Genomic DNA, 25,127 nt, shown 5'->3' on the forward strand with positions numbered 1-25,127 from the left:
CCCGGCCAGGGAGACGCCGTCCACCACGGTCAGGGCGAGTCGGCGCCCGGCACAGGTGCCGAGCGACGAATGCGAGGGTGTCGCGGCGACCCCGGCCTGATCCGAACCATTCGCTCGCGGTGACGGAGCACTCCCGAACGCGTCCTTGCTGGCCGTCACCCTGCAGACCATGCGGGACCGGCTCCAGCAGTCTCAGCGGTACGCAGCGACTCCGGCAAAAATGATCGCGAGGGAAGAACCGGCGGCCCCACCAGCGACAAGCAGAGCACGCGCCCAGCCCGTGTCGGCATGTGCAGCGATCAAGCCTGCCCCACAGCCGATGTTCGCGGCGAAAGAGAGCGCAAGCAAGAGCGAGAGGACTTGGACAGACGACATCACTACTCCGTTCGAGAAGGAATCCTGGGCCGACGGGCCGACAGAGCCCAGGCTGTCTGTCCAGGCCGAGTGTCCAGCAGCCTTCTGCCGCAACTTGGACATACGGCAGCGAAGCCGCAGGCAGCGGCCTTACGATCTCGATGTCCAACACCGGTGCATACACCCGGTTGAGGACGGTTGGACATGAGAAAGGACGGGGCTTGATGACCGGCAGCGAATCCGGGTTTCTGAACACACTGCGAGCGTTGGGCACCTTCCGGCGCGAGCACCTGGGCAACCGGCCGTCGGACCGTGCCCTATCCCGGCTTGCTGGAACCTCTGCCTCAACGGTCGGTGACTGGCTGCGCGGCACACGCTTTCCACAACGCCTCGAACAGGTGCTGGCCGTCGTAGAGGGGATACGTTCCGAAGCCGACAGGCACGGCCTACCGACCGCGACAGCCACCTCGCTTCTCGACGACAGCCGCTGGCGCGCCGCTTACGACCAGGAACTGGAACGACGCACACAGAACACTCGAGCAGCCGTCGAACGGGCCCAGGCACTATCGGCGCAGCGGGGGGACCTCGGATGGCCGGTGCGGAACCTTGACGACCCGTTCACCATGGATGTCCATCACGCCATCGACGCAGGCGAAGACCCAAACGACACGGCGCTCCCTCTCCTGCCCACATACATCGAACGTGACCATGACGCCCTGCTGCACCGAGCCGCCAGACAAGCCGAAGAGGGCCGCAGCGCATTGACGACCCTGATCGGCGGATCCTCTACGGGCAAGACCCGCGCGTGCTGGGAGACGCTCCAGCGACTGCCGGGCACGTGGCGGCTCTGGCATCCGATCGATCCGAGCTATCCCGAGGCTGCCCTGGACGGACTGCCCCGGGTCGGCCCCCGGACAGTGGTCTGGCTGAACGAAGTTCAGCACTACTTGCTCACCATGGACCCCACGCTGGGCGAACGCGTGGCCGCCGGTCTGCGAGAACTCCTGCGCTCACCCGACCGCGGCCCGGTGCTGCTCCTGGCCACGGCACACCCCGAAGACTGGAACCGACTCACCGGCGCTCCCCACGGCACAGGCGACAACCATCCCCAGGCACGCGCCCTGCTCACCAGAGCAGGAAGCTTCACAAGAATCCCCGACACATTCATCTGCGACCCGCAGCACCTGCTCCAAGCCGCACAGAGCGACCCCCGAATCGCCGAGGCACATGCCCATGCCAAGGGCGGACGGCTCACGCAGTACCTCGCGGGCGTACCCGCGCTGCTCGAACGGATCGACACCGCTCCGCCCCTGGCCGCAGCCACCATCTGCGCCGCCATGGACCTGCGGCGTCTGGGCCACAGCCCCGCCCTGCCCACAGCATTACTGGAAGCAACAGCGCACGCGCTCGTCACGGACGAGCAGTGGAACCAACACGCTCATACTGGCTGGTTGAAAAACACCCTTACCTACCTGTCCACCTCCTGCAAGGGAGTCCCCGGCCCCCTCACCCTCATCAGGCAACGACCTGGCACATCGCCCCCGGACCAAGAGCACTACCGCCTGTCCGACTACCTCGAAGAACTCGGCCGCTACACCCGCCGCCGCTACTGCCCCGCTCCGCAGTTCTGGACCGCGGCACTGCAGTACGCTCTCTCCCGCGACGACCGGCGCGCACTCGCCCGAGCTGCGCACGACCGCGGCCGGGTCGGTATTGCCGCGTCGATTCTCGACGAATACAGCCTTCCTGGTCTCTTCGACCGCTCCTCCGACTACGCGCTCGGAGAGGAAGCCAGGACGGCCCGCGCGGAAGCCGCCCTGATACGGATCACGAAGGAGCGAGCACCCGACACACCGCGCGTGCTGGACCTCTTCTTCAAGGAGAAAGAGGCCCGTAGTCTGCAGGAACTCGGCGAGCAAGAGCGCGCTGACGCGATCTGGGAGGAACTCGCCGAAGCTCGCTTCCCCGGGGCATGCATGAGGATCGGCGACAGACACAAGGAAGCAGGGAGGCGAACGGAAGCCGAGCAGTGGTACCGGAAAGGCGCCGATTCCGGTGACCCCGAAGCCATGCAGGCGTTGGTGTTCCTACTTGCTGAAGACGGGCTCCTTGAAGAAGCCACCGAGTGGACCGAACGTATCGCCGACGTGGGCGACATCTACGCCTACTCCCGCCTCGCTTACCGATTCGAGGAGGTGGGCGATGCCAGCCGGGCCAAGGAGTACTTCCGCAAAGCCGTCGATGCCGGACTGATCGACTGCTACACAGACCTGATCCGAGTGCACTGGAACGAAGGAGACCAGGACACCGCACAGCGCCTCTACAATGAAGCCGTCCAGTCGGGTGAGACCAGCGGTCCCATGATGAAGGCGGAGCGCGCTGGTGAACACGCCACAGCGGACGAACTCGCTTTCACAGCGGTCGACCACGGAACAGTTCAGCCACTGCGACAACTGCTCTGGCACCGGCTGCAGCAACCGGACACCACCCTCGGCGAGACCCTCGCCCGCAAAGCCATTGACGCCGGCGAGGCCTTCATCGTCCACGGTCTGGCCGAACTTTTCTCCCCATCCGAGCACCCTCAGTCCCTCAAGGCCATGCAACGGGTATTCGAAAGCGCCGACGAGATTGGCTCGTCACACCCCGACGCATAGCCGGCACCGGCTGATCACATCAGCGAGGTAGGTCTTCACTGACATCGGCAACAGCACTTCCGACCCCTGAACCACAGGGCGGGGTCCTTGGCAGCCGGAAACAAGCGCAGCTCAAGCTTCGGCGACCAACCCGCTGGCCTGCTCGATCCGAAGAACGGCGTGGGCCTGGGCCTGGGCGGGCCGCGGGCGACGCTGACGAAGCAGCTGGCCGTGTGGTGGGACTATGAGAGGAGGTCAGACGGGCAGTAATCCCTCGCCGTTGGCGCATGATGCTCGGAGTCGTCCCGGCTACTTTTCCGGGGACCAGGAAGCCGACCGTCTGGCACCGCTGGGCGACGAGACCAGCGTCACCGCCCAACGGTCGGCCGTCCGCCGCCTTCGCGCCGGCGACTGCCGTGCCCTGTCCGGCATTGTCCTCTGCCCCCTGCCAGGCTCCAGGCTCGTCGGCCTGCGCCCGGGGTGACGATCATCACTTCGGGGCGGTGCCATCAGATCATGCAAATGAACGCCTAAAATATGCCTAAGCAATTTCCATCCTATGCCTAGGCGGATGTAGCCTTGAGGTATGGGTGATGAGCAATTCGACAGTGTGGAGGCGTTGCTGGAGGAGGCGCGGCTGACGGCGCGTATGCCGGAGCCGGCCGAGCGTCTGCGTCTGCGTCAGGCCGCCGGTCTCTCCCGTGCCCAGGTGGCGGCGGCGGTGGGCGTCGGCCGACAGACGGTCGCCAACTGGGAAGACGGCACCACCGATCCGCAGCCGCCGGGACGCTTCAAGTATCTGCGGCTGCTGGAGGGCCTGGCCCAGATTCACCCCGCAGCCCCGGCCCAAGGACTCGCCGAGACGGCCGCCCCGGTCGCAGGATCCGCTGTTCCGGAGACCGCGTGGGGCCCCGACGGGCTGGCCGTGCAGGGCGAGCCCGGCTCCTGCCTCCGCTGCGGCGTTACGACGCCCTATAAGGCCACCGACGGCCGTTCCCTGCACCCCGGTGCCATGTGCCAGCCCCCAGCCGCCGCGTCGCCGCCTCAGACCGCCGCCACGCCCGCGCCCGCTCCGACCGCTGCGCCGTCGGCGGCTCCGGCGCCGGTGCCCTCGCGGCCGCAGCGCCGGGCGAAGTCCGCGGCCCGCGCCCAGGCGGAGACCGCCGGCCTCATCGGCCAGGCCGTGCACGAAGAGCTGGAACGTGCTCAAGGTGACGCCGACGCTGCCATGAAGGCCCTGGTCAAGCGTGCCATTCCGGATGTCATGCGCCTGTTCGACGAAACCCGGGCCACCGCCCGCTATACCTACACCGCCTACCCGGCCCTGCCCGACATCCTCAAGAAGCCCTCGAAGAAGGAGCCGGACCAGATCTGGGAGGCCCGCCCCAACTTCCACCACCCCCACTACTCCCTCAAAAGCCGTGGGAGCGTCGCGGTCACCGCCCTGGACGTCAACGCCGCCTACCTCTCCGCCCTCAAAACCTGGCTCCCGATCGGGAAGCTGGAACACTCCACCGGCACGGACGGCGTGGACCCCAAGCGCTCCGGAGTCCACTTGATCACCCCCTCACCCTGGCATCACCCCCACCTGCCCGACCCCCTCGGCGACCGCGACCAACCCGGCCCCCTCTGGGTCACCAACGCCACCCTGCGCCTCCTGCTACGCCTCTCCGGGCCGAAATACGGCCTCCTCGACCCGCCGGTCATTCACGAATCGTGGACGTCCGGCGCGACCGAGAATTTCCTGGACGCCCTGCGGAAGACGCTCACCGCCGCACGGGAGACCGCCATCGTGGAGGACGACACCATCACCTTCGAATACATCAAGGCGATGTACTCGAAGTTCATCTCCACAATGGGCGAATCGATCCACAACCGCCAGATCATGCGCCCGGACTGGATGCACATCATCCACAGCCAGGCGTACGCCAACCTCTGGGGCAAGGCATACAAGGCCCACCAGGCCGGTCTGGACGTCATCGCCATGATGGGCACCGACGAGCTCCACGTCACCGGCGACTGGCGGAAGGTCTTCTCCGAAGGGCGGGGCGTCGCCCAGATGAAGATCAAGCACAGCGACGCCAAGGCGTCCGGTGAGTACACCATCGGCACGGCGGCCCGCTGATGGCCGGCACCAGCGGCCGGTGGAGAGACCTGGGCGCCTTCCGCGCCCGAGGCGTCCACGGCGGAGTGGCCCTGGCCGAAGGCATCGACCGCATGGTCACCGGCATCGAATCCCCCGTCGACTCCGAACGCGGTCTCGCCGCCCGCCTGCGCTACCTCACCGCCAGCGACGCCGGCTACGAGGCCATGGACCGCGCAGGCATCCACGTCCGCCCCCGCACCCTCATCGCATGGCTGGCCGGGGAACAGACCCCCACCAAGGCCAACCTCGCTCGCCTGGACGCCGCGTACTGGGACCTGCGCCGCCGCAACGTCGTCGCCGACCTCAAGCGCCGGCTCAACAACCGCGGCCGCGGAACCCGCATCGAGATCGACCCCGTCGACCAGTCCCGCGTCCAACACAGACACCAGCGCGACCTGGAGACCCGCAACATCAACGTCCGCGGCGCTGCATGGGACAGAGCCATCGACGCCTGGATCGCCGAAGATACGCAGGAACTCAAAGCCATCTGGGACGACATCATCCAAAGCACCCTCGGCACCGACTGGGACGCCTACACCCACGTCTCCTCCATCGGCTGGGCCGCCTGAAAGCCCCGTATCGCGAGAATCTCTATGGATCCAGCCGCTTTTGCGCAGGTCGGAGCATCCTCTTGAGCGCGGAACCACTCTCATCAGGTCAGATCCTCAAATCTGTCCAACCGGTTGTTCCGCGACGGCAGCGAGCTCCCTCGTCGGCCCCGGCTGGCCCGGCGAGGCAAGTCCCGTCACGGCCTACGCCTACCCGGGCCTACGGGAGCGGGGAACATCTCGCCGAGCACACTGCCGCAGCGCGCACCTTGGCGCTCTGGACGCCGAGTTGACGCAGTGCCGGAGCGCGCCTCCTGCACCTGCTGCGCAGCAGCCAGTGGCGTTTCCAGCCCGGGGCCGAGCCGGGCTGAGACGAAGAGGAACCTGAAGGCTGTGCCGTCCCTGCTCCCATGGCCGGGACCGCACTCCGCGTAGCATCTCGTAGAGTTCCAGGACCTCCGCGGTCACGCACCCAGGCCATACATACTTAAGGTCATGCCCTCTTCGCTTCGCCCACCGGCCCCCCGCCCCTGTGACAGCTGCCCCTACCGGTGCGATGTTCCCGCAGGTATCTGGGCGCAGGAGGAGTACGACAAGCTCCGCCGCTATGACGCTCCCACGCCTGACCAGCCACAGGCGTTGTTCCAGTGCCACCAGGCCGATGGTGACAGCGACGTGCGTCGTATCTGCGCCGGTTGGGCGGGATGCCATGGTGCTCATCTGCTGGCACTGCGGATAGCCGTGCTGGAGGGCCGCATCGAGGCCGCGACATACCAGACAGCGTCCGAGTACGTGTCGCCGGTGCCGCTGTTCGCCTCCGGCAGTGAAGCAGCCGACCACGGCCAGGCGGGCATTGACCAGCCCAGCGGTGAAGCCGACCGGTTGATCGCCAAGATCTCCCGGGTGCGTGGAGACCTTCGCACCTGATCGTCGAGGCGCCGCACCTGTGGCGAAGCACAGGCTGCCGCTATAAAGTCGGCCCGACTCAGTGACTTCGTGGAAACGCTGTCGCTGCGAGGGCTGGGAGCCGACCTGGCGGTCGTCGAGCGACTGACCGGGCCACGCCCGGACCGGCTGGCCATCCTTAACGATCTGACACCCGCACGCAGTCGGGGCAGGCCCAGAAATATGAGGTCGCCACGGCCAGCAGCGGTCTTCAGGGCGGGCAGGGCGGTATCGAGGTGGTCCTCGCACGGGCCTCGGCAGGGCTGGCGGACGGTACCATCCGCGGGGACGTCGGTCACCTGGATCAGGGGTTCGGCCGGCCCTTGTGGGACTTGATCACACCGGCGATCTGGCCCTGCGCCCGGCGCAGCCGGTTGACCACCGTCTTCAGTTCCTCAGCCGCCATCGCCAGTTCCACAACCCACACTCCTTCGTGATACCCCCACCCCCATGGGTACAAGGGGGATGTTGTGGGCGCCGGGCAGGTGGCCGGAGGCGTATTCGCCGGGGGGCGCACGTCAATGACGGTCAGCTCGTGCAGTCGGGCGTTGGCCTGGTCGGCGGTGAGGGTGGTGGTGGGTGCCACGGGGATTTCCCTTTGCTTGGTTGGGGTTACCCCTTCGGTAGGGGGCGCGACGGCGGCCCCCGCAGCCTGCCGCGACGCAGGGCACGGTCTGGCTCTACCTCAACCGAGTTCGCCCGGCCCTGCTGGACTGGTCAAACCGCTACGACCACCTGCGAGAGGTGACCCGCGACGACGTCCTCACCTACATCAAGACACTGCACGGCCACCAGCGCCACGACCAACTCGTCGCCCTGCGCTCGCTGTTCACCTGAGCCAAGCGGAACGGGCTGATCTTCCGTAACCCCACCAGTCGGATCAAGGTCGGACAATACGAGTACGCCGTGCTGCGACCGCTCGTCCCCGACCAGGTCGATCGCTCCGTCGCGGCGGCCACCACCCCGGCGACGCGGCTCATCCTCGCCCTCGCGGCGGTGCACGCCGCCCGGGTCGCCCAGATCGCCACCCTCATGCTCGACGACGCCGACCTCGGCAACCGTCGGCTGACCATCGCCGGACGCATCCGCCCGCTCGACGACCTCACCCTGAAGCTGCTGCTGGACTGGCTGGACCACCGACGAAACCGGTGGCCAAACACCGCGAACCTCCACCTACTGATCAACAACCAGACCGCCAACACGACCGGCCGCGCCAGCAACCACTGGATCAGCGCCGCGATGCGCAGGCAGGACGCGACGCTGGAACGGCTCCGCGTCGACCGCCAACTCGAAGAGGCTAGCTATGACCCACGGGCCTGACCCGCTCCACCTCGCCGAGGTGTTCGGGCTCGCCGAGAAGACCGCGATGCGCTACGCAGACACCGCACGGTCCCTGCTGCACCAGGCCGCTGAACAGCCACTTCAGTGAAGTCTGCTTGACCGGTCCACGCCTTTGCTGAGGATGAGCACGCCAGACACAGTCAGCATTCGGGGCCGATCGGCGGAGACGATGTCAGGACGAGGGCAGCGTTCCGCAACTGGGCCGCCCACGTCTGCTGGTCAAGCCCGAACGTGTACTCGATGCAGCAATCGCATTGCGGGATCAGCGCCACGAACGATTGCTCCGCCGCGGTCTCGACCTCCGTCTCCCACCAGTCGTCCGTCGCCAGGTCAGCGGGATCTATGTCTCCATCGATGAGTCTCGCCGCCATCCGGCGCAGAGCGTGGCGCCGTGCCAGGCCCCGATCCGGCAACTCGATCCCGGACTCGGCAAGTGCTTGCTCGAACGCCTTGCGAATATCGCGGGCATCCGCGTTGCGAGGCCAACCGGCGAGCTCGCACAATGTCGGGGTGTCCAGTCCGGCTGCGAGCGCCTCAGCGGCGATCATCGGCAGATCCTCCGGGCGTATCTCATCCGCCTGATAACGGCACGCCACCTCACCCAGACATGTGAGCCTACTCTGCACAGAGGTTTCCGGTTCTGGTGTCGTTCCTTCTGCTCTCATGACACCTACGGTGTCAGCACCGTTTCCAGGGAAGGCACCCAGGGGCGGGCCCGCTCGGCACCCACCCCGCGTGTTCGCCTGAACCCGGGGCTGAACCCACGAAAACACGACCGTCCGTCCTCGGGTTCCCGCAAAAGTCCTTCAGTTTCCGTGAACTCGCGGGCCTCCACCCGCAAGCGCCTCAGCCGCCTGCGCCGCACAGCCGCTGCGCACATCTTCCGCGGGCTCTGCTACGGCCTGGGGACCCCCGCCTCCGGTCTCATCGGCTACTGGATCCAATAGCAGTACCTGTGAGCTCTGCACGTCAGAACCTTCGGTGCACTTACGGCCGCCCGTTGTCGGTCACCTGGCAAGCAGCGCGTGCTCCGATCCGGCTTCAGCGCCCGTCGGATCCACCGGTGATCGCTCCAGCCGCCCCGGCACTGCGATCGGCCAGTTCGAGGAGGCCCTCGAATCGGTCGCAGCACGCCGGCAAATGTCGTTGGAGTCGCCGAGATGGCCGTTGGGTGTTGCGAACCCGGTGACCGTGGCGCGGCGCCTGGCTCGGGGCCGCCCAGCAACTCTCACAGCGTGAGCCCGCCGGCGATCGAGGCTGGATGAGCGCCGTTGGCAGCCGGTCGTCGCCGAGGGCCCTGTGCCGTGCAAGGTGGCGGCCGCACGGGGACGGAGGCACCGTCGGCGCCTCCGTTACCTGGCAGGTCCGGAGGCTCGGGCGGTTGCTTCGAGAGCAGGCAGTGCTCACAGTGTCGTGTCGGTGCGCCAGTCGCTCCCGGCCACCGGGACACCCGCGGCCTGTCACTTCTCGGCCGATATGCCGCCGACCCCGACGCCCGGGTGGAGCGGTGGCCTGGTGGCGTCACTCGGATGAACCGGGCCGGTGAGGCATCTGGGCGCGCGAGCGCGAACACGTGCGGCGCAACCGTCCGCGCTTTTACTGAGCACCCGTCGGACGGACACCGGCACTGTCGCGCCGTACGGGAGCGCACAGCACGCTGTGATCGCTGGCCTTCCCGCCAGCAATCGTCGGGTTTGCCGGTCCCGTGCCCGGCAGCCCTCGTGACACGCTTTTCCACCGCAGCTCCGACGGCAGTGAGTGGGCAACTTATGCTCTACGCACAGGGGCTGTGCCGCGGAGGGGCGGTGCCGTGGGCAGCCTGCAGAGCCATGCCGGGTACTGCTGACACCGCAGCGAAGGGGGACGCGTCGCCATGCCTGATCCCACCCCGCCTGCGGGCCGGCGGTCACAGGGCGGGGAGACGTACGCGCCGTGGGTGTTCGATCTGCTGCGCGAAGTCGCGCATCAGGGTCGGCGGTTCGACCGCCAGGATGCCTTCGAGCTCTTTCCAGCACCTGCCCTGGAGTGGGCAGATATCGAGCCGCTCATCACTGCTGCAGCCGCTGCCGGTCTGGAGCCGCTGGCTCCATGGTCTGTGCAGCCGGACGGACGAGATCCGACCACAGCCCTGGTGCGATACGAGCACAATGACGGGGGCGAGAGTGTCTGGAAGGCCGTTCACATCCGGGAGATGAACCCCCTGGCTTCCGGCTCGACATGGGGCGATGTCGTCTCACATGTGCTGGCACGCATGTCAGCGCTCTATCGCACGGTTCCCGATAATCGCCGATCACCTCGTGGTCCCGTAGTGGTCCCCGAGCTGGCCCCTGCGGTACGCACGGACACCACGGACACCGAGGAGAGCAACGCGTTGGACCTGCAAGGCAACCGGCCCAACGGGAGCGGAGAGCCGGCCGTCCTGCGGGTAAGAGCCCGCAGCAGCAGTGAGCCTTACGCCTTGGCGGAGCTGGACTCCGAGCACGCAACATGGGTGTACGAGATCCTGGTGTGCCTCGAGCATGCCGGGCACGGGCTCAAGCCGGATGACGCAGCGCTGCCCTTCCCCGACAACCTCGACTGGACACACGTCAAGGCCTTCATCGACGCCGCGTCCGAGGCTGAGGTGGCCCATCTGCTGGCATGGACCATCTTCCCCTCCCACAACGACCCCACCAGAGCTCTCGTCTGGCGCCATGACAACAGCGGCTCCGGAGCACTTTGGTCCGCCGTCGCCATGGCCGACCTCCTGGCGCCCGGAGATCTCCCGGAAGGCCCGCACCCGACGACGTGGGGGCAAGTTATTGAAGCGTGCATGACAGGCTTGCAGGACCTGCAGACGACGGCAGATGTGAAATACCAATCCGCAGGTGAACCCGCCCCGCAGATCCAACAGGGACTGCTGACGGAAGAAGCTGTGCGCGCTCTCGTCAACGACGCCCTCAACAGGGTGCAGCCGGCCCCCTCCCAGAACGATAGGGAAAGAACGCAAGGCCCAAACGGGAAGCCATCCGGGGGCGGTGACAGCAGGAGCGACCACGTGGAACGCACCCTCAAGCACCGCCGCCAAGCCGCCACCCTCATCGATCAGATACGCCTGGCGCGGCAATCCCGCTTCCTCGTCGCGGGCTCGTCACTGACGGCCTTCCTCCTACTCTGCGCGACGGCGACGGCCAACGCGATCGTCCGGCACCCAGACGCCATGCTTCCCTACAACGCGGCCTGCGTCGTGCTCCTGCTTCTCCTGCTATTCGTACGCCGAGCGGGACGCCGCATGAATACGGGGCACCCCGACGGAGCCGAACCGAAGTCGGTTGCAGCGCTGCAACTGGAACTCGAACTGCTGGAAGAACGGCGCATCCTGGAGGCCTCGGCCGGGGCCCGCTCGTCACGGGACCGCCAGCACTCCTACCGGGAAACCATCCCGCAGGAGATTGACCGGCTCCGACGGGAGACACGACGCTATCGCAGGGTGCACAACTTCTTTCAATGGTCCCTGTTCGTCGCGTCCGTGACGATGTCCGTGACGGCAGCGCTCTACGATCCTCCGCAGCCCGGTAAGTCGATCCTGATCGCTCTGGGCGCCTTCGTGTCCTTCACCACTGCGGTAACCGGCTACTTCAAGTACCGGGAGCGGGCCTTCAACCTCCAGCAGACCGCCGACGCCATCGAACAACACCTCACCGCCTACGATCTCGCCATCCCCCCGTACAACCAAGCTGATGAGGCGGCCAATCTCGAGCGGTTGGCTGAGAACATCGAGACACTCCGCGTCGAACAGCGCAAGCGTGAGCAACAACTTGAGCAGCCCCATCAAGGACAGCAAGAGGTCATCTGATCTGGCCGGCCAGTTCAGCGTGGGCTGTTCACGAATCGAGGTTCTGTTCGCGCAGGCCCCGGAAGAAGCGTGGGAGGAGATCTCCTGCGGCGACGGCGCGAAAGGGCCCCGCGTCTACGACTGGGCGGTGGTGCGGCTGCCGGCCGTCGCCGAGTTCGACCATCAGGGCGAGGTCCCTCACCGGATGCGGTGGGCACTGGCCCGGACCAGACAGCGTCCGAGTACATGTCGCCGGTGCCGCTGTTCGCCTCCGGCAGTGAAGCAGCCGACCACGGCCAGGCGGGCATTGACCAGTCCAGCGGTGAAGCCGACCGGTTGATCGCCAAGATGTCCCGGGTGCGTGGAGACCTTCGCTCCTGATCGTGGAAGCGCCACCCCTGTGGCGAAGCGCAGGCTGCCGCTATGAAGTCAAGTCGGCCGACTCAGTGACTTCGTGGAAACGCTGCCGCTGCGAGGGCTGGGAGCCGACCTGGCGGTCGTCGAGCGACTGATCGGGCCACGCCCGGACCTGCTGGCCATCTTTTACGATCTGCCACCCGCACGCAGTCGGGGCAGCTCCAAAAATACTGATGATGTACGGATTTTTTCGGTCACCCCTCGGGTGCGGCCGACGAGGAAACTGGGCCTGAGCCGCGTAAGAAGCAGCGCAACGGCAACAGTGTCGAAAGCACCATGCGCAAGCTGGCGCGGGACAGGTCCGACCTGCTGGAGGAGGTCACCGCAGGGAGGATGAAGGCATACACCGCTGCGGTGGAAGCTGGCTGGCGCAGGCCGCAGACCACGATCCCCCTGAGTGCCCCGGACTGTCGCTCGCAAACTACTCGACAAGCTGGGTGCCGAACAGGCTCGTCAGGTGTGCGTGACTCTGAGCCAATTCGTCGCAGAAACATCGAGTGATGGCTGACCTTCTGTCTCATCGGGGGGGATGTTCCGTTTGGGCGTGGTCTCGAGAAGATCGTGAGACGCAAACGGAGCCGTCACCGAGACCCTCGGACTACTGCTCGCGGTGCTCGTCACGGCCGCAAGTGTGCAGGTGGCGGCCCACTTGTCAGCCTGCGTGCGGCGTGACAGTGGCTTCTCGTCCTCGGCCGCGGGCTCGATCCCGAGGACCTGCTCCAGCATCCACTGCTGCACGGCGGTGAGCTTGTCCCACCCCAGGCGCTGGCTCGTACCCACCGCCCCAGATCCTCGCCCTGGCGCACGACGCCACCCGGCTCGGTGGGCAGCGCACTGCCCTCCTCCAGGTGCAGCCGGGTCAGATGGAACGCCCTCTGCCACTCCACCGGCCAAGCCGGACATCACGACGGGTCGATCTCCGCCAGCTGCTCGCGCCGCTCGGCCGATAGGGCACCGGCCGCCGACTCCACCAGCAGCCCCTCGGCACGCCACTCCTCGAGCTCGGCAGCCTTCCGGGCGGCGGCCCGCGCGTTCTTCAGCCAGATCCCCACGCGGTACCCCTGGCGCGTGGCGTCCAGCGGCGCCAAGAGGTGGCCCGCCTCGGCCGCCCACCCGCGCGCCGCCGCGAGCCCTTCCTCCCACGCGACATCGAAGTGCGACCACACCATGCCCAGCTTCTCCAGCTGCTCGACGCGAGCCTCGTCCATGTCCCCACGGGCCCACGGGCGTAGGAGCGGCGAGCATCCGCGATCCACTGCCCGAGAGGGAACGCGGCGAGCGAGGCCGGCCACCCCTCGGCCTCCACCGCCTGGTCGTCGCCGCCGGGCACCCGGTACGCGAACGGGACCTTCAGGTCGCCGTGCGCGGGCGCAGATGACGGCGGCCTCCACGCCGCGCCGCCAGTGCTCGTGCGCCTCCCGCCAGCCCGCTAAACGCCCGAGAGGTGAGCATGTTGTCCGCCGTCTCGCCAGGCCCGAGCAGGACCGGCACCACGAGCGAGGCGACCTTGCCCTCGCCCGGCTGCATCCGCAGCGCGCGGCCCACGCCCTGTGCTGGGCGAGCTGAGGTTTGGTGGCGAAGCCGATCTCCTCGGGGACGGCAGCCCGGGGGCACCGCTCGGGGTCGGCGCTCCAGGATCTGGGCAGGTACAGGCTCCGATCGATGCCGGCATGCCCGTGCCGGGAGGCGTAGGTGAGGTAGACAGCGGCCTGGGCGTTCTCGATCCTCCCAGCGGTGCCGGTGTACTGCCTCTGGACGCCGACGGTGTGCGTGCCCTTCTTCAGGCCGCCGGTCTCGTCCACCACCAGTACCGCCTGGTCGTCGGCGAGATGCTCCAGAACGAATGTGCGCATGTCGTCCTGGACGAGGTCGGCGTCCCACTTGGCCCGGCCGAGCAGGTGCTGCAGCCCGTCCGGTGAGGCGTCCCCGGTGTGTTCGGCGATCGTCCAGCAATTCTTGCGCGACAGGTCCGACAGCAAGCCGAGCACCAACTGCCTTGTCCGAAGCAGGGGTTCGACACGCACGAAGCGATTTGCGATCCGGCCCATCAGGTCCTGGAACATCGTCTGCCAGCGGTCAGGCACTACGCCGCCACCCGCGGCCACCGCCTGATCTTCAGTCTTCACAAACCGATGATCAGCGGTGGCCGCACCCACCTTCGGACCGGCCTGCACGACTCGATTACGGCCCGGTCACGGAGTGCCGCCTGGACCAGCCCGTGGCAGCCACGACCTCACCCGCGATGTCCAGAACAGCCCTACCATCCGTCACCACCCGCATAGTCTCTGCGGGGACGCGCTGGTCCAGGAGCCGCGCCTTGCGGGCACTGCCTTCCAGCTCTTGCTCCAGTTCCGAGCCGAGCTCCCGGCGCATCAGCCGCTCGCGGGCGGTGGCATCGGAGGCGGTGAGAAGGACTCGCACAATCCGGACACCTGTCCCCATGGCCCGCTGGAACATGCCGGTCTCCTCTGGCAGCACGCTGAGGGTGTTCGTATAGATCAGTCGGCGGTAGCCGCGCCGGGCGAAGTTGGCCCACACAGCGGCGAGGTTCGTCTCGGTGATCTCCGAGCGGTGAGGATCTCCCTCCGGGGCCGGGTGCACCTGCCCCATGAAATCACCATCGATGACCGCGTGAGGGACCTCCGCAGCCCGCAGCAACACCGAAACCTCCCACCCCACCGTCGTCTTGCCGACTCCGGCCCGCCCGCCGATCAGTAGCACTTCCGCGTGATCCATAGAGGCAGCGTGCCAGCCCGCATCCGTCTTACGCGATCCGATATCGAGCGACCCCATGGCCACATGCGCGACCAGCAAGATCACATCTACGGCTGGAGTATTAGCTGACAGGTCCGTGCTGAAGAGAAGCCGATCTGTGTGCTGAAACCTCAACCCAATGGGCGATCAAGTGATTTCTGCCCGGGGTCGTGGGTAGAGATGGACCGCTTCTGGACTGAATTCTTCTCGGCCAACGACATAATTCGCGAAACTCAACGAGATTGTCGGCTCTTTGATTCTTTTCAAGGGGGTGATGTCGGTGATGTCAGGCAGAGACGCGCGACAGTTGACGAAAATATCTTTCACATTGGGAAAGATATCCGGCACCAGGTCCAACTGGGTGTCTGAGCCGACAGGGGCAAGGTGCAGGTAAGTTACGGCATGTATGGGAGTGGCCTGCGCGAGGTCATATTTCCCGAGGGTAAGTGTCGATAGGTGGGGCAGGGCGGAAATTTCTCGCCATTCTGCTGGTGTAGGTGCTGCGTTGATCACCAGCTCCTGCAGTTGCGTCCATTTGGATATGCCTGTCAGGGGTATGCCGATCCATTCGGCGAGGCGTAGTGATGTCAGGTCTGCTGGTGCGGGTAGCTCTCCCAGGCTATTCCAGGGCAGGCGTGTGTAGAGAGCGAGTTCGGTGAGGTGGGGAAGAGAGGTCAGTGCGTTGAATGAGAAAGAGCCCGGGAGTTGAATCAGCCTCAGGTTGCGTAGTGGCAGTCCTGTAAGGTCTTCGAGGTGACTGAGTTGTGTGCAATTGCTGAGAGCGAGCTCCTTTAGGGCGGGGAAATCGCGTACGAATGTCAAATCTTCGAGCAGCTGACCCGAGTAGATTTCGATTTTCTGGGTGTGCTCAAGAGAGAGGTGCTCGGTGATCTCGGCTTGAGTGAATTCCCCCCTGAAGGCGACTTTGGTGACAGGCTTGAGGAAGCGGAGGGCGTTCCTCTGGTCTTGGGTCTGTACGCTCAGATGCAAGCGGTCTTTGAAGCGGAAAAGGATGTCCTGGGCGTATTGGTCTGCATCGAATTTCTCCCAGCCATCGACTAGCTCGTAGTTTGCCGGGGGAGAAGATAACGTTTGTGTGAAGTGTTGAAGGAAGGCGTATGCTTGGTCGCCGCCGATAACAGCAGACGTACGGAAAACCGCATTCACTTCATCCTGCTTCAGGCCCTGGGGACCGGGCAGCAGATCCAGGATGCCTGGCCCGAGCGCGGCAAGCTCCTCCGCTTCCTCAGAAGAGCGGGGAGGCATCAGGACACGCGCACGTTGTTCGACCAGTCTGCGGACCTCGGGCTCGATTTCGGTGGCGTACTGCAGGCTGGCGGCCGCCAGGAGGTGGAGTCTGCCCCTGTGTTCGCCCTCGGCATCACCGCGTTCGACGAGGCGGCGGAGTAGATCAGCGCTCTCGGCTGGGCGGGCGTGGGCGACAGCCATGCGTACGACGTCCTCCCACTGGTCGTCGTGTGCATTGTTGACCAGCAGGGGGAAGTCATGGGCTTCGATGGCGGCTTTGGCCCCGAGGTAGTCCTGGAAAGTGCGGTGGACGAAGTCGATAGTGTCCGCGGTGGGCTGGCGCAGAAGCCCGCTGCGGCCGACCAGGTGCGTCAGGACCTGGTCGGCAGTGCCCTGCTCGGCCACGGCCTGCATGGCTGGCAGCGCGTCGTCGACCAGGGCCATCGCGGTGGCCCGTTCCATCTCGGTCTGGCGGTTGCGAATGAGCCAGTAGGCCAGACGCTGCAGTAGCTGGACGCTCTGGTGTTCGGTGAGCTGAATGCCTTCCGGGACATCGATGCTGCGCTCAAGGTCGCGGCGCACGAGCAGCATCGACAGTGCTGCCTCATACAACTCCATGCGGCTGTGTGGCAGATGACCGCGGCGGTCCCGGTGCAGCGCGCAGATCAACGCACACATCAGGGGAGTGCTGGACAACTGCGCCAGGTCACGCTGAGCACGCACCGTCACCTGGAGCGCTGCTTCGAGATCATGAAGCTGTGACCGCTCGGCGTCGGTCGCTGCACTGTGCCGGGCGGCGGTATGCCACCGGCCAACGAACACCCCAGTGTCAGCGGCACTCATGGGCCGTACTGACAGTTCGGTGAAGTGCGACGAAGTCAGCCAGCCTTCTGGCACAGCTGACGGACGCGTGGTGACCACGAAATGTGCGTCCCTATACGCGGCCAAGAGTCGCTCGAGCCAGTCCCGCGTGGCACCCCGATGCTCCTGGGGGACCTCGTCGATGCCATCGACCAGGACGAGTGCCTCGCCTCTGGCGAGTACGTCATCGGCCCAGCCCTCAGGCTGCGAGGCGGCCAGGGGAGCGCCGACCGCAGTCAGGAAATGATGCGGCTCCGGAAGGGGGCCACGCCTCACTAGCGTCCGCAGCGGCAGGACGAACGGAATCCGCCCCCGCCAGTCCGCCAGTTCCTCCGGCAGTTCATCGCGCGCCGTGGAGACAGCCAGCCACTGCAGCAGCGTTGTCTTTCCGCTGCCAGCGAGCCCTCGCAGAAGAACGCGCCGGCAGTCGGCCAACGCGTGCTCGGCACGCTTCACCACGACCGATGGCCGATTCCATTCCTCACTGCCTGCAGACCAGTCTTCCGACCGCTCCGCCAGTTCCAAGCTCAAGTACGCCGCGTCCAGCGGCCAGCGCGCACGCTCCGGCCGACTCAGGTCCAGCCCTACGACGGTCAGCTGGGAATGCCGTTCCGTCACGTAGCTGAGGTACCGCTCCTCGAACGAAGGCTGCACTCTGGGCCGCACCGACCTGCGGGTAACTCTCCTCGGAGAGCCCTGGCGCACCTGCGGTACGCGGGCGGCGGCGTGGCGTAAGGCCAGCAATGGCTCCACATCCGTGCCCAGTGCCTTCGCCAGGGCCATCAGCGTGGTCTCGGAGGGCACCTTGTGGCCGTTCAGCGCCTGGCTGACCGTTGTCCGCCCCAGCCCGGTCCGCTGCTGCAACCCACCCATCTGCAGACCCCGCTGCGCCCTGAGGGTGCGCAGCCGTAGCGCGAGTTCCGCCAGCGGATCCTCGTGCACGTCCCCCATGTCCTGCTTCTCCGTCTCTCAAGCGACCGTCTTCGTTCATCTTTGTTCGCCCTGAACCCCGGTGAACACCAGAACTGCGAAATTCGCCGAAGTCCCCGTCGTCGGTTGTCCTGGGAAGAAGGCATGAACACCTCATCCATTCACCTGATGCTCCTGGTCCTGCTCCTCGCGGTCGTCGCGCTCTTGTGCATGCTCGTAGGAGCAGCGGCCGGTCTGCTCGCTCGTATCGACGGAGCCACCTATGCCACCGCTCTGCTGCGCGGTGCCGTGGCCTTTGCGGGCAGTGCCACCCTGTCCCTGGCGCTGCTGACCTTCGTCCTCGCGGTGCTGTGAACCGAGGATGCTTTGTCCTCCTACCTGCAGGCGAGAGCACGGCGCCCGCCCGTGGCGGGCGCTGTTACTGCTCGGCGCTGGGGTCCGGCCAGTGTCAGGGCGTCGACTACAGGACAGGGATTATCCATAGGTGCGCGGGCTTGTGTGGTGTGTTCGGTGTGGTTGCCACCTGGTCGTGTAGGAGATGTCTGGAAGCAGAGCCGGCTGGGGTCGGGCTTGGTTGTGTTTGGTGGGTGGAGCAGAGCTATGCGGCTGAGCGTTCGATCTCCCCGGTGACCGGTGTGGAGCGGTGGGTGGTGGCTGATGCACGTACCTATGACCTGCATGTGGAGGCGTGTGCGTTTTTGGCGGGTTGCGCAGTAAGGGCCGCTCGCCGAACACGGAGCGGGTCTACGCGGGCCGTCTCGCCCTCTATCTGAACTACTGCACCCAGCGCCGTATCGAGTGGTCGCGTCCGAGTTTCATGGCTCTGTCCGGGCTGCAGCAGTGGCTGGTCACCACGCCGCTGCCGGCCCGCAGCCGCCGCTCCCCGACCACGGCTGCGCCCCGCTACCGTTCGCAGGGTACGGCGAACGCGGTGATGACGGCGGTCACGGACTTCCTGCGCTTCGGCGCTCTCCACGGCTGGGTCCCCGCCCAGACGGCCGGCCTGCTGTCGGAGCCGAAGCTGCTGCGCTACCTGCCGGCCGGTTACGACGCCGGCGAGCGTGGCCAGTGGCGCCAGGTCCAGGTGTCGGCTTTTCGTTTCCAGGTCAGCGAACCCGGCTACGAGGACCTGTCCCCGCAGCAGATCCGCCGCATGATCGCGGATACGCCCCGGGCACGGGACTGTTTCCTCATCGCGCTGCTCGCCGCGACCGGCCTGCGGATCGGGGAGGCCCTGGGCCTGCGCCAGGAGGATCTGCACTTCCTGGCCTCGTCACGCTCGCTGGGCTGCCCGGTGGAGGGCCCGCACCTTCATGTGCGGCGCCGCACCGACAACCCGAACCGGGCCCTGGCCAAGTCCAGACACTCCCGATGCCTCCCCGTCACCCCCGACATCGTCGCCTTCTACACCGACTACCAGCACGAACGGAACCAGGTGGCCGCCGCGGCCGAGACCGGCATGGTGTTCGTGAACCTTTTCCGGCCCCCGCTGGGGCGGGCCATGACCTACCCGAACGCCAAGAGCGTCTTCGACCGGCTGGCCCGCCGCGCCGGGCACCCGGCTCGCCCGCACACGCTGCGCCACTCCGCGGCCACTCACTGGCTGCGTGAGGGAGTGGATCGGGACGTCGTGCAAAAGCTGCTGGGCCATGCCTCGCCGCTGTCCATGGACCGTTACCGCCACGTCGATGAGTCCGAGACCCGGGCGGCTGTCGACCGGGCCCAGGCATGGCGGGAGAACCAGTGAGCACGGCTGGTGCGCCTGCCGTCGCACCTTCCGCACCGACGAAGGCCACGAAGAAGTCGTGGGAGACGTGGCTGCGTGCCCACATCGATCCCGCGTGGCGGCCGGGGGAGTGGGACAGCGCCAGATGGCTGTTCACCGGAGAGGTCTGGGCCCTGGAGGAGAACCCTCGTCTGCTGACCGGGGAGGGACACCTGGCGCCGCATCGCGCCATCCTGCGGTTCATCGACTTGCTGCACGAGGCCGGGGTCGCCGGGATCGTCCGGCCCGCCTGCCCTCGCTGCCACCGGGTGGTCCGCATCGACAAGCCGCTCGACGGGCAGCGCGTCTGCCGCAACTGCATCGCCAAGTCCCGTTTCGAAGAATGCGTACGCTGCGGCGCCCGACGCGAGCCGGCCACCCGCAACGGCCAAGGGCGACCGCTGTGTCCGAGCTGCCTGGTCAAGGACCCGGCGAACCTGGAGACCTGCATCGTCTGCGGCGCGTCACGCATGGTCAACTCCCGCACTGCGGACGGGCCGATCTGCCCGAACTGCCGTCCCTTGCCCATTCTGCTCTGTTCGATCTGCGGCCGCACCGCACCCTGCATGCTCTCCAAGCTCACCGGCCTGCCCCGCTGCGGCGGCTGTGACAGGCGCCAAGCTCACTGCACCGTCTGCGGACGAATGCGCGGCATTCACTCCGGCACCGCCGACGCCCCCGTCTGCGGCCCCTGCACCATGCCGGACGCCGAGCTCTGGCGCCCCTGTCCCACCGGCGGACAAGCCGAACGGCTGCACGCGCCGGGACCGTGCCCCCGCTGCACCCTCAAGCAGCGGCTCCACGAACTCCTCGCCGATAACACAGGCTCCATAAGCCCGAAGCTGCAGTCGCTTCACGACGCCCTTGCCGACACCGAACGGGCTGGCACCGCGATGCGCTGGCTCTCCAAGGGCATCGTCTCCACCGTCCTGTCCGATCTCGGCTCCGGACGCCGGCCTCTCACCCATGAGGCCCTGGACGAGCTCCCTGAAGGCAAGGTCGTGGAGCACATCCGCAGCGTTCTTGTCGCCACCGAAGCCTTGCCCCGGCGGGACGAGCAGATGATCCATCTCGAACGGCACGTGAAGGGCCTCGTCGCCTCCCACACGTCGGCCCGAGGGCCGGAAAATCCTGCATCGGTACGCGACTTGGCACCTCCTGCGTCGGCTTCGCCGTCGCAGTCACGGCAAGGAGACCACGTACTACCAACTTCAGGTCGCGCGGCAACATCTGCGGGCAGCCGTCTATCTCCTGAACTGGATCGAGGGCCAGAACCTGACCCTTGCCACCTTCGCCAAGCCGACCTTGAACGCTGGATGACCAGCGACGATGCCCGCCTTCGCCAGGAGGCAGGCCACTTCGTGCGCTGGGCCCTTACTCAAAATATCGCCCAGGATCTCAGCTTCCCGGCCGAGCGATGGAACGGCCCCTCACAGCCGATGGACGACGAGGCCCGCTGGGCCACCGCCCGACGCCTGCTGCACGACGACACCCTCAAGCCCGAAGACCGCCTCGCCGGGGGCCTTGCGTGAAACGTGGCTGAATACTCTGAGTGAGCGTTCGCCCGCGCTGCGGCAAGGATGGGGACCGCCACTGAGGGCGGTCCCTGACAGGTTAGCGGATCGGACTGGGGTGGTGGGGCTGAGGCGGACACCTCAGCTCGTTCATGATCGGTGGTGGTCCCTCTCTTCACCGTTGCTGAGGTCTGTGGTTTCGGCGTCTGCGTCGGAGTAGGTGGGGTCTTCTTGGTAGCGGGCGGCGCTGGTGGCGTTCTGGGCGAGGAGGAAGCCGACCCGGCGAAGTGTGTGGTGAGCAATGCGGTACGCGAAGCCTGGGCCCTGCGATCTCCACAGTCGTCATCGCGTCGTCGCCGCCGACGCACGGCACCCGGCCTCCTCCCGGCCGACTGGCTGCGAAGCAGGACTGACGCCCACGCCCACCCGTGATGACCATCCGTCAGGTGGGCGGCGGGGCCCCCTGGGTGCGGTCCGGGTAGAGCGCCTGGCTGCTGCCCCAGAGGCTGCTGCGATTGAGGTGGTCAGGGTGCCGCCGGATCATGGCACTGTAGAAGCGCTCCGGTGTCGGCTCTGTTTCCAGCAGCTGGTCGGTGTCGTCGAGGTAGCGGCGGGTCTCGCGGATCTGCCGGTCCGCGTCGTCGTCGTACCGGTGGTTCTTGTGGCCGGCGACGATTCGGCGTGCGCCGAGTGCTTCCACAGCGGCGATGGCACGGCGCCAGGCGTCGCGTCCCCCGTCACGGGATTCGACGAGGTACTGGTGGACGCCGTTGTAGACGACGTCGCCCGCGACGACCAGGTCGAGGTCCGGGATGTGCAGCACGCTGGTGTCGTCGGTGTCGCTGTGCCCGACACCGAGGACGGACAGGGCGTGTCCTTCGAGGACGAGCCGGTTTCCGAGGTCCTCGGCGGCGACGGCCGTGACGGGTGATGCCGGGATCCGTCCGGGAAGGATCTTGTCCCAGAAGCCCGCGCGCGCCTCGGCGGTGCGGTGCATCTGCGCGATGGTTCCGCCCGTGGCCACCACCTGGGCGCCGGGAAACCGGTCGGTCAGACTCGGGGCGGTGAACCAGTGGTCGCCGTGCGCGTGGGTGGCGAAGATGTGCGTGAGCCTGCGGCCGACGGCGCGGACGCGGTCCGCGACGGCTTCCGCCTGGGCGGTGGTCAGCGGCGGGTCGACGAGTACCGCCTCGTCACGGCCGAAGACGAGCGTCGTGGACACCGGCGCCCAGGTACGCGCGCCCCCATCGGGCGTGCGTCCCGGCAGGGCGAGCGGGATCGCCTCGGACACGATGACCTCGTAGCCGAGCCGGGTGGCGCTCACCGCGCGGCTCCGAGCGAGACCAGAGCTTCCTCGGCCTGGGCCCGGTTCAGCAGTTGCACCAGGCTCCCGGGCTGTGTCGAGGCGGAGGCCGCGACGGCGACCGCACCGATCTGCGCGGAAGTGACCTGGGCGGGGTCGACGGCTTCGACGAAGCGGGTCGCCACGGGGCCGAGTTCGAGGAGGAACACGCGCTTGGCGCCCTGAAGCTCGACGGCGAGCACCTGGTGCATCATCTGGAGCGCGGTCTGCTCCATGCTCACCAGGCCGCTTCCGGGGATGGGGACGTGGGCGGACTCGCCGACGACGATGGAGTACGCGCCCTGCCGCGTCATGTGCGGCAGGGCCGCGCGCAACACGGCCATGTGCGCGGTCGCCAGGCCCACGAAGGCCGCCTGCCAGTCCGCCTCGTCGATCTCCCACAACCGCCTGCCGTGCCACCAGCCGCCGATCGGGGCGACGACGTCGTCCACGCCGCCGAGCCGGTCGACCATGGTCGCGACGAGCGCCTCCGCGCCCGCGAAGTCGGTGTAGTCGTGCTCGAACAGGTGCAGGCGCGCGGTTGCGGCCTCGCCGAGCAGTAGGCGGAACTCCTCCGCCCGCTCCTTGCTGCGTGTGGGCACCACCACCTGCGCGCCCGCCGCGAGATAGGAGCGCACGGCGCCTTCCCCGACCCCTCCGGTGCCGCCGGGGATCAGGACTCGCCGACCGGAGAGGTCGGGATGAGGGATGCTGTCGGACATCAGGATGCTCCTTCGGCCAAGTCGGGGTCGGCAGCAGATCCCGCCGACTCCTCGCGTTGGGCTATCCAACGTTGGCTGGCCCAACGTAACACTGATCGGTTGGGGCGGCCAACGTTTATAGTGAGTCCATGGGTGATGCGAACGACGACCTCCAGCCACCGGCACGACTGCGGGCACTCACGAGCTGGCAGGCGAGCAGGGTCTCCACGATCGGGGCCCGCATGACGGCGCGGTACATGCCCCTGACGGCGCGCTCCGACTTCGCCGTCCTCGCCGCACTGGAGGAGTACGGCGCGCTCAGCCAGGCCGATCTCGGCAGGCGGCTCGGCCTCGACCGCAACGACGTCAGCGGCATCGTGACCCGGCTCCAGACCGGTGGTCACCTCGACCGCCAGGCCGATCCAGGCGATCGACGCCGCAACCTCGTCACCATCAACCAGGCCGGCAGGCGCTATCTCGAACAGATCCAGCGGAACGCGGACAAGGCCCAGGCCGAACTGCTGTCGAGCCTGGACGAGGACGAGCGCGGGCAACTCCACGCGCTCCTGGTGAAGGCCCTGGAAGGACACAAGCCCGAACCCGCGTAGCAGGGTCCGGTACGGAGTCCGGTCGCGAACGCCGGCACCGCGCCCGCCGAGGATCTCATCCGGGCAGATCAGCCGACACGGCGGTCTCCTCCAGCCGGTCCACAGAGCTTCCGATCTCGGTCACGCTGCCCTGCTCGCAGCCGAGATCGGTGCGCGGCGGCCCAGATCGGTTCGCAGGGCGGCATTTTGGTCAGCGGCGGGATCCGGCTGGTGGGGCGGGACACGTGGCCGGCCCGGCCCGATTTGCGGGGGCACGCGGATCTTTTCCAAGGCGCGTTTCGAAAACCGCGGTGAGTCCCGCGTTCGCCACTGGGTTCCCCACGCTCGGCGTGGGCTTTTGAGCCCTGCTTTCGACGGCCCAGGTGCAGTTGTGGTGGTGAAACCCGCGCGCGAGGCGTCCCAGGCCCTGAATCCACTGGCTCGGCGTGAAGAAAACTGCCTCAACCTTCTCCCTGGCGGGCCCCTTGCGCCCGGGAATGGTCGCCGGCGGGGGATCGGCGTGCCGGTTGCCGGGGGGGGCTCGGCCGGGTGTGGCCGGGGCGCGCCTCTACCGTCCCGGGACTGCAGGTTGGTTGTACCGTGTCTCAGAGCGGTCCCATGGAGGGCCTGTGCGGGAACCCGGTTCGCGTCGTCGAGGCCGGCGAGTTCCTCGCGGACGATGCCTTCCGCCGTACGGGCGCCGTACGATGGGGTCGGCAGATCACCTGGCGACGGCGCGTCGGCCCGCCGATGCGGAGGTCCTCGGATCTCCCACGGGGATATTTTTTTGCCGGGGTCGGGGCCGCACGCCGTCGCGGTTCCAGGGCTGGTGCGGGCGGATGAAGGGGCCGGATCACCTGGGGCTTGCCCAGGGCCAGTGCGGCCAGCAGTGTGCCCGTCCCGCCCGCGCTCACCACCACGTCCACCGAGGGCATGCAGAGTCGCGGGCAGCGGTATTTTTTTACGGAAACAAAGGGCCGGGACACGGCCGTGGACCTTTGTCGCCCGCGGGGCTCTCGTCGACGTTTCGGGGAAACTTTCGCCAGGGTTCCCGGACCGTGGGCGAGTAACGGACACACGGGCGCTCGACGATCGGACCGACACAGCGTACCCCATCGCGGGCGGGGCTCCTGCCACCGGAGGTGCCGGAAAGTCAAACCAGCGGCGAACCCGGGGTCCGTCGGGTCCGGGGCAGGGCGCGCGTCCCCACCGTCCGTTGATGCTGTG

The 25,127-nt window shown here is 67.2% G+C and carries 18 protein-coding genes and 4 pseudogenes; 13 read left to right on the top strand and 9 right to left on the bottom strand.

The genetic code is table 11. The features are described from left to right. Nucleotides 1–578 precede the first annotated feature (578 nt). The 4 genes from PS467_RS41805 (at nucleotide 579) to PS467_RS41820 (ending at nucleotide 6,608) form a co-directional block, all read left to right on the top strand. Nucleotides 579–3,008, top strand: a complete 2,430-nt coding sequence (locus tag PS467_RS41805) for a tetratricopeptide repeat protein (protein WP_311039718.1) — start codon at nucleotides 579–581, stop codon at nucleotides 3,006–3,008. A 565-nt stretch (nucleotides 3,009–3,573) separates the two neighbouring features. Further along, nucleotides 3,574–5,112 carry a helix-turn-helix domain-containing protein gene (locus PS467_RS41810; protein ID WP_311039719.1) on the top strand — a complete coding sequence of 513 codons (1,539 nt, stop codon included), beginning with the start codon at nucleotides 3,574–3,576 and terminating at the stop codon, nucleotides 5,110–5,112. After that, complete coding sequence (locus PS467_RS41815) at nucleotides 5,112–5,702, top strand: transcriptional regulator (RefSeq protein WP_311039720.1); 591 nt, start codon at nucleotides 5,112–5,114, stop codon at nucleotides 5,700–5,702. The genes PS467_RS41810 and PS467_RS41815 overlap by 1 nt, the downstream gene beginning before the upstream one ends. 474 nt (nucleotides 5,703–6,176) lie before the next feature. Then, nucleotides 6,177–6,608 carry a DUF6283 family protein gene (locus PS467_RS41820; RefSeq protein ID WP_311039721.1) on the top strand — a complete coding sequence of 144 codons (432 nt, stop codon included), beginning with the start codon at nucleotides 6,177–6,179 and terminating at the stop codon, nucleotides 6,606–6,608. Between the two features lie 349 nt (nucleotides 6,609–6,957). On the opposite strand, the pseudogene PS467_RS42290 reads toward PS467_RS41820, so the two are convergent. After that, a pseudogene (locus PS467_RS42290) lies at nucleotides 6,958–7,044 on the bottom strand (transcriptional regulator); the annotation flags it as partial. A gap of 28 nt (nucleotides 7,045–7,072) precedes the next feature. Then, nucleotides 7,073–7,212, bottom strand: a pseudogene (locus PS467_RS41825) (rhodanese-like domain-containing protein); the annotation flags it as partial. Between the two features lie 320 nt (nucleotides 7,213–7,532). On the opposite strand from PS467_RS41825, the gene PS467_RS41830 reads away from it, so the two are divergent. Together PS467_RS41830 and PS467_RS41835 are read left to right on the top strand one after the other, a co-directional pair. After that, nucleotides 7,533–7,946 (top strand): hypothetical protein, encoded by a 414-nt coding sequence (locus tag PS467_RS41830; RefSeq protein ID WP_311039722.1) that lies wholly within the window; start codon nucleotides 7,533–7,535, stop codon nucleotides 7,944–7,946. Next, complete coding sequence (locus PS467_RS41835; RefSeq protein ID WP_311039723.1) at nucleotides 7,930–8,055, top strand: hypothetical protein; 126 nt, start codon at nucleotides 7,930–7,932, stop codon at nucleotides 8,053–8,055. The genes PS467_RS41830 and PS467_RS41835 overlap by 17 nt, the downstream gene beginning before the upstream one ends. Before the next feature lie 52 nt (nucleotides 8,056–8,107). Here the strand turns inward: PS467_RS41835 and PS467_RS41840 are convergent, their stop codons facing one another. Continuing rightward, nucleotides 8,108–8,515 carry a hypothetical protein gene (locus PS467_RS41840; RefSeq protein WP_311039724.1) on the bottom strand — a complete coding sequence of 136 codons (408 nt, stop codon included), beginning with the start codon at nucleotides 8,513–8,515 and terminating at the stop codon, nucleotides 8,108–8,110. Nucleotides 8,516–9,903: 1,388 nt separating this feature from the next. Here PS467_RS41840 and PS467_RS41845 point away from each other — a divergent pair. The 3 genes and pseudogenes from PS467_RS41845 to PS467_RS41850 all read left to right on the top strand — a co-directional run bounded on the left by PS467_RS41845 (nucleotide 9,904) and on the right by PS467_RS41850 (nucleotide 12,162). Continuing rightward, nucleotides 9,904–11,802: a DUF4231 domain-containing protein gene (locus tag PS467_RS41845; RefSeq protein WP_311039725.1), complete on the top strand. Its 1,899-nt coding sequence runs from the start codon at nucleotides 9,904–9,906 to the stop codon at nucleotides 11,800–11,802. 31 nt (nucleotides 11,803–11,833) lie between these two features. After that, nucleotides 11,834–12,007, top strand: a pseudogene (locus PS467_RS42295) (IS701 family transposase); the annotation flags it as partial. A 20-nt stretch (nucleotides 12,008–12,027) separates the two neighbouring features. Beyond that, nucleotides 12,028–12,162 (top strand): hypothetical protein, encoded by a 135-nt coding sequence (locus PS467_RS41850; RefSeq protein WP_311039726.1) that lies wholly within the window; start codon nucleotides 12,028–12,030, stop codon nucleotides 12,160–12,162. Nucleotides 12,163–13,100: 938 nt separating this feature from the next. On the opposite strand, the gene PS467_RS42300 is transcribed toward PS467_RS41850, so the two are convergent. The 4 genes and pseudogenes from PS467_RS42300 to PS467_RS41870 form a co-directional block, all read right to left on the bottom strand. Further along, on the bottom strand, nucleotides 13,101–13,406 hold the full coding sequence (locus tag PS467_RS42300) for a helicase associated domain-containing protein (protein ID WP_432280796.1): 306 nt from the start codon (nucleotides 13,404–13,406) through the stop codon (nucleotides 13,101–13,103). 348 nt (nucleotides 13,407–13,754) lie between these two features. Further along, nucleotides 13,755–14,246, bottom strand: a pseudogene (locus tag PS467_RS41860) (IS701 family transposase); the annotation flags it as partial. Between the two features lie 133 nt (nucleotides 14,247–14,379). After that, nucleotides 14,380–14,934: an AAA family ATPase gene (locus tag PS467_RS41865; protein ID WP_311039730.1), complete on the bottom strand. Its 555-nt coding sequence runs from the start codon at nucleotides 14,932–14,934 to the stop codon at nucleotides 14,380–14,382. A gap of 165 nt (nucleotides 14,935–15,099) precedes the next feature. Next, a complete protein-coding gene (locus PS467_RS41870; protein ID WP_311033343.1) occupies nucleotides 15,100–18,012 on the bottom strand; it encodes an NACHT domain-containing protein in 2,913 nt (970 codons plus the stop codon). 123 nt (nucleotides 18,013–18,135) lie between these two features. Here PS467_RS41870 and PS467_RS41875 point away from each other — a divergent pair, with 123 nt between their 5' ends. The 3 genes from PS467_RS41875 (at nucleotide 18,136) to PS467_RS41885 (ending at nucleotide 21,288) form a co-directional block, all read left to right on the top strand. Then, nucleotides 18,136–18,345: a hypothetical protein gene (locus PS467_RS41875; RefSeq protein ID WP_311033342.1), complete on the top strand. Its 210-nt coding sequence runs from the start codon at nucleotides 18,136–18,138 to the stop codon at nucleotides 18,343–18,345. 352 nt (nucleotides 18,346–18,697) lie between these two features. Further along, nucleotides 18,698–19,738 carry a tyrosine-type recombinase/integrase gene (locus PS467_RS41880; RefSeq protein WP_311033341.1) on the top strand — a complete coding sequence of 347 codons (1,041 nt, stop codon included), beginning with the start codon at nucleotides 18,698–18,700 and terminating at the stop codon, nucleotides 19,736–19,738. Then, complete coding sequence (locus PS467_RS41885) at nucleotides 19,735–21,288, top strand: hypothetical protein (RefSeq protein ID WP_311033340.1); 1,554 nt, start codon at nucleotides 19,735–19,737, stop codon at nucleotides 21,286–21,288. Before PS467_RS41880 ends, PS467_RS41885 begins: the two co-directional genes overlap by 4 nt. 424 nt (nucleotides 21,289–21,712) lie before the next feature. Here the strand turns inward: PS467_RS41885 and PS467_RS41890 are convergent, their stop codons facing one another. Together PS467_RS41890 and PS467_RS41895 are read right to left on the bottom strand one after the other, a co-directional pair. Next, nucleotides 21,713–22,594 (bottom strand): MBL fold metallo-hydrolase, encoded by an 882-nt coding sequence (locus PS467_RS41890; protein WP_311039727.1) that lies wholly within the window; start codon nucleotides 22,592–22,594, stop codon nucleotides 21,713–21,715. Beyond that, the gene (locus PS467_RS41895; protein WP_311039728.1) at nucleotides 22,591–23,334 is read right to left on the bottom strand and encodes an SDR family oxidoreductase; all 744 of its coding nucleotides are present in this window, start codon (nucleotides 23,332–23,334) and stop codon (nucleotides 22,591–22,593) included. Before PS467_RS41895 ends, PS467_RS41890 begins: the two co-directional genes overlap by 4 nt. A 128-nt stretch (nucleotides 23,335–23,462) precedes the next feature. On the opposite strand from PS467_RS41895, the gene PS467_RS41900 reads away from it, so the two are divergent. Beyond that, nucleotides 23,463–23,921, top strand: coding sequence for a MarR family winged helix-turn-helix transcriptional regulator (locus tag PS467_RS41900; RefSeq protein ID WP_311039729.1), 459 nt, complete (start codon nucleotides 23,463–23,465; stop codon nucleotides 23,919–23,921). Nucleotides 23,922–25,127: the final 1,206 nt, after the last annotated feature.

It is taken from the genome of Streptomyces luomodiensis (assembly GCF_031679605.1).
GTDB lineage: Bacteria > Actinomycetota > Actinomycetes > Streptomycetales > Streptomycetaceae > Streptomyces > Streptomyces luomodiensis.

Coding starts and splice junctions, on each gene's coding strand:
- PS467_RS41805 (WP_311039718.1), top strand. CDS start 579: ATGACCGGCAGCGAATCCGGGTTTCTGAACACACTGCGAGCGTTGGGC.
- PS467_RS41810 (WP_311039719.1), top strand. CDS start 3,574: ATGGGTGATGAGCAATTCGACAGTGTGGAGGCGTTGCTGGAGGAGGCG.
- PS467_RS41815 (WP_311039720.1), top strand. CDS start 5,112: ATGGCCGGCACCAGCGGCCGGTGGAGAGACCTGGGCGCCTTCCGCGCC.
- PS467_RS41820 (WP_311039721.1), top strand. CDS start 6,177: ATGCCCTCTTCGCTTCGCCCACCGGCCCCCCGCCCCTGTGACAGCTGC.
- PS467_RS41835 (WP_311039723.1), top strand. CDS start 7,930: ATGACCCACGGGCCTGACCCGCTCCACCTCGCCGAGGTGTTCGGGCTC.
- PS467_RS41840 (WP_311039724.1), bottom strand. CDS start 8,515: ATGATCGCCGCTGAGGCGCTCGCAGCCGGACTGGACACCCCGACATTG.
- PS467_RS41850 (WP_311039726.1), top strand. CDS start 12,028: ATGTCGCCGGTGCCGCTGTTCGCCTCCGGCAGTGAAGCAGCCGACCAC.
- PS467_RS42300 (WP_432280796.1), bottom strand. CDS start 13,406: ATGGACGAGGCTCGCGTCGAGCAGCTGGAGAAGCTGGGCATGGTGTGG.
- PS467_RS41865 (WP_311039730.1), bottom strand. CDS start 14,934: ATGGATCACGCGGAAGTGCTACTGATCGGCGGGCGGGCCGGAGTCGGC.
- PS467_RS41870 (WP_311033343.1), bottom strand. CDS start 18,012: ATGGGGGACGTGCACGAGGATCCGCTGGCGGAACTCGCGCTACGGCTG.
- PS467_RS41875 (WP_311033342.1), top strand. CDS start 18,136: ATGAACACCTCATCCATTCACCTGATGCTCCTGGTCCTGCTCCTCGCG.
- PS467_RS41895 (WP_311039728.1), bottom strand. CDS start 23,334: ATGTCCGACAGCATCCCTCATCCCGACCTCTCCGGTCGGCGAGTCCTG.
- PS467_RS41900 (WP_311039729.1), top strand. CDS start 23,463: ATGGGTGATGCGAACGACGACCTCCAGCCACCGGCACGACTGCGGGCA.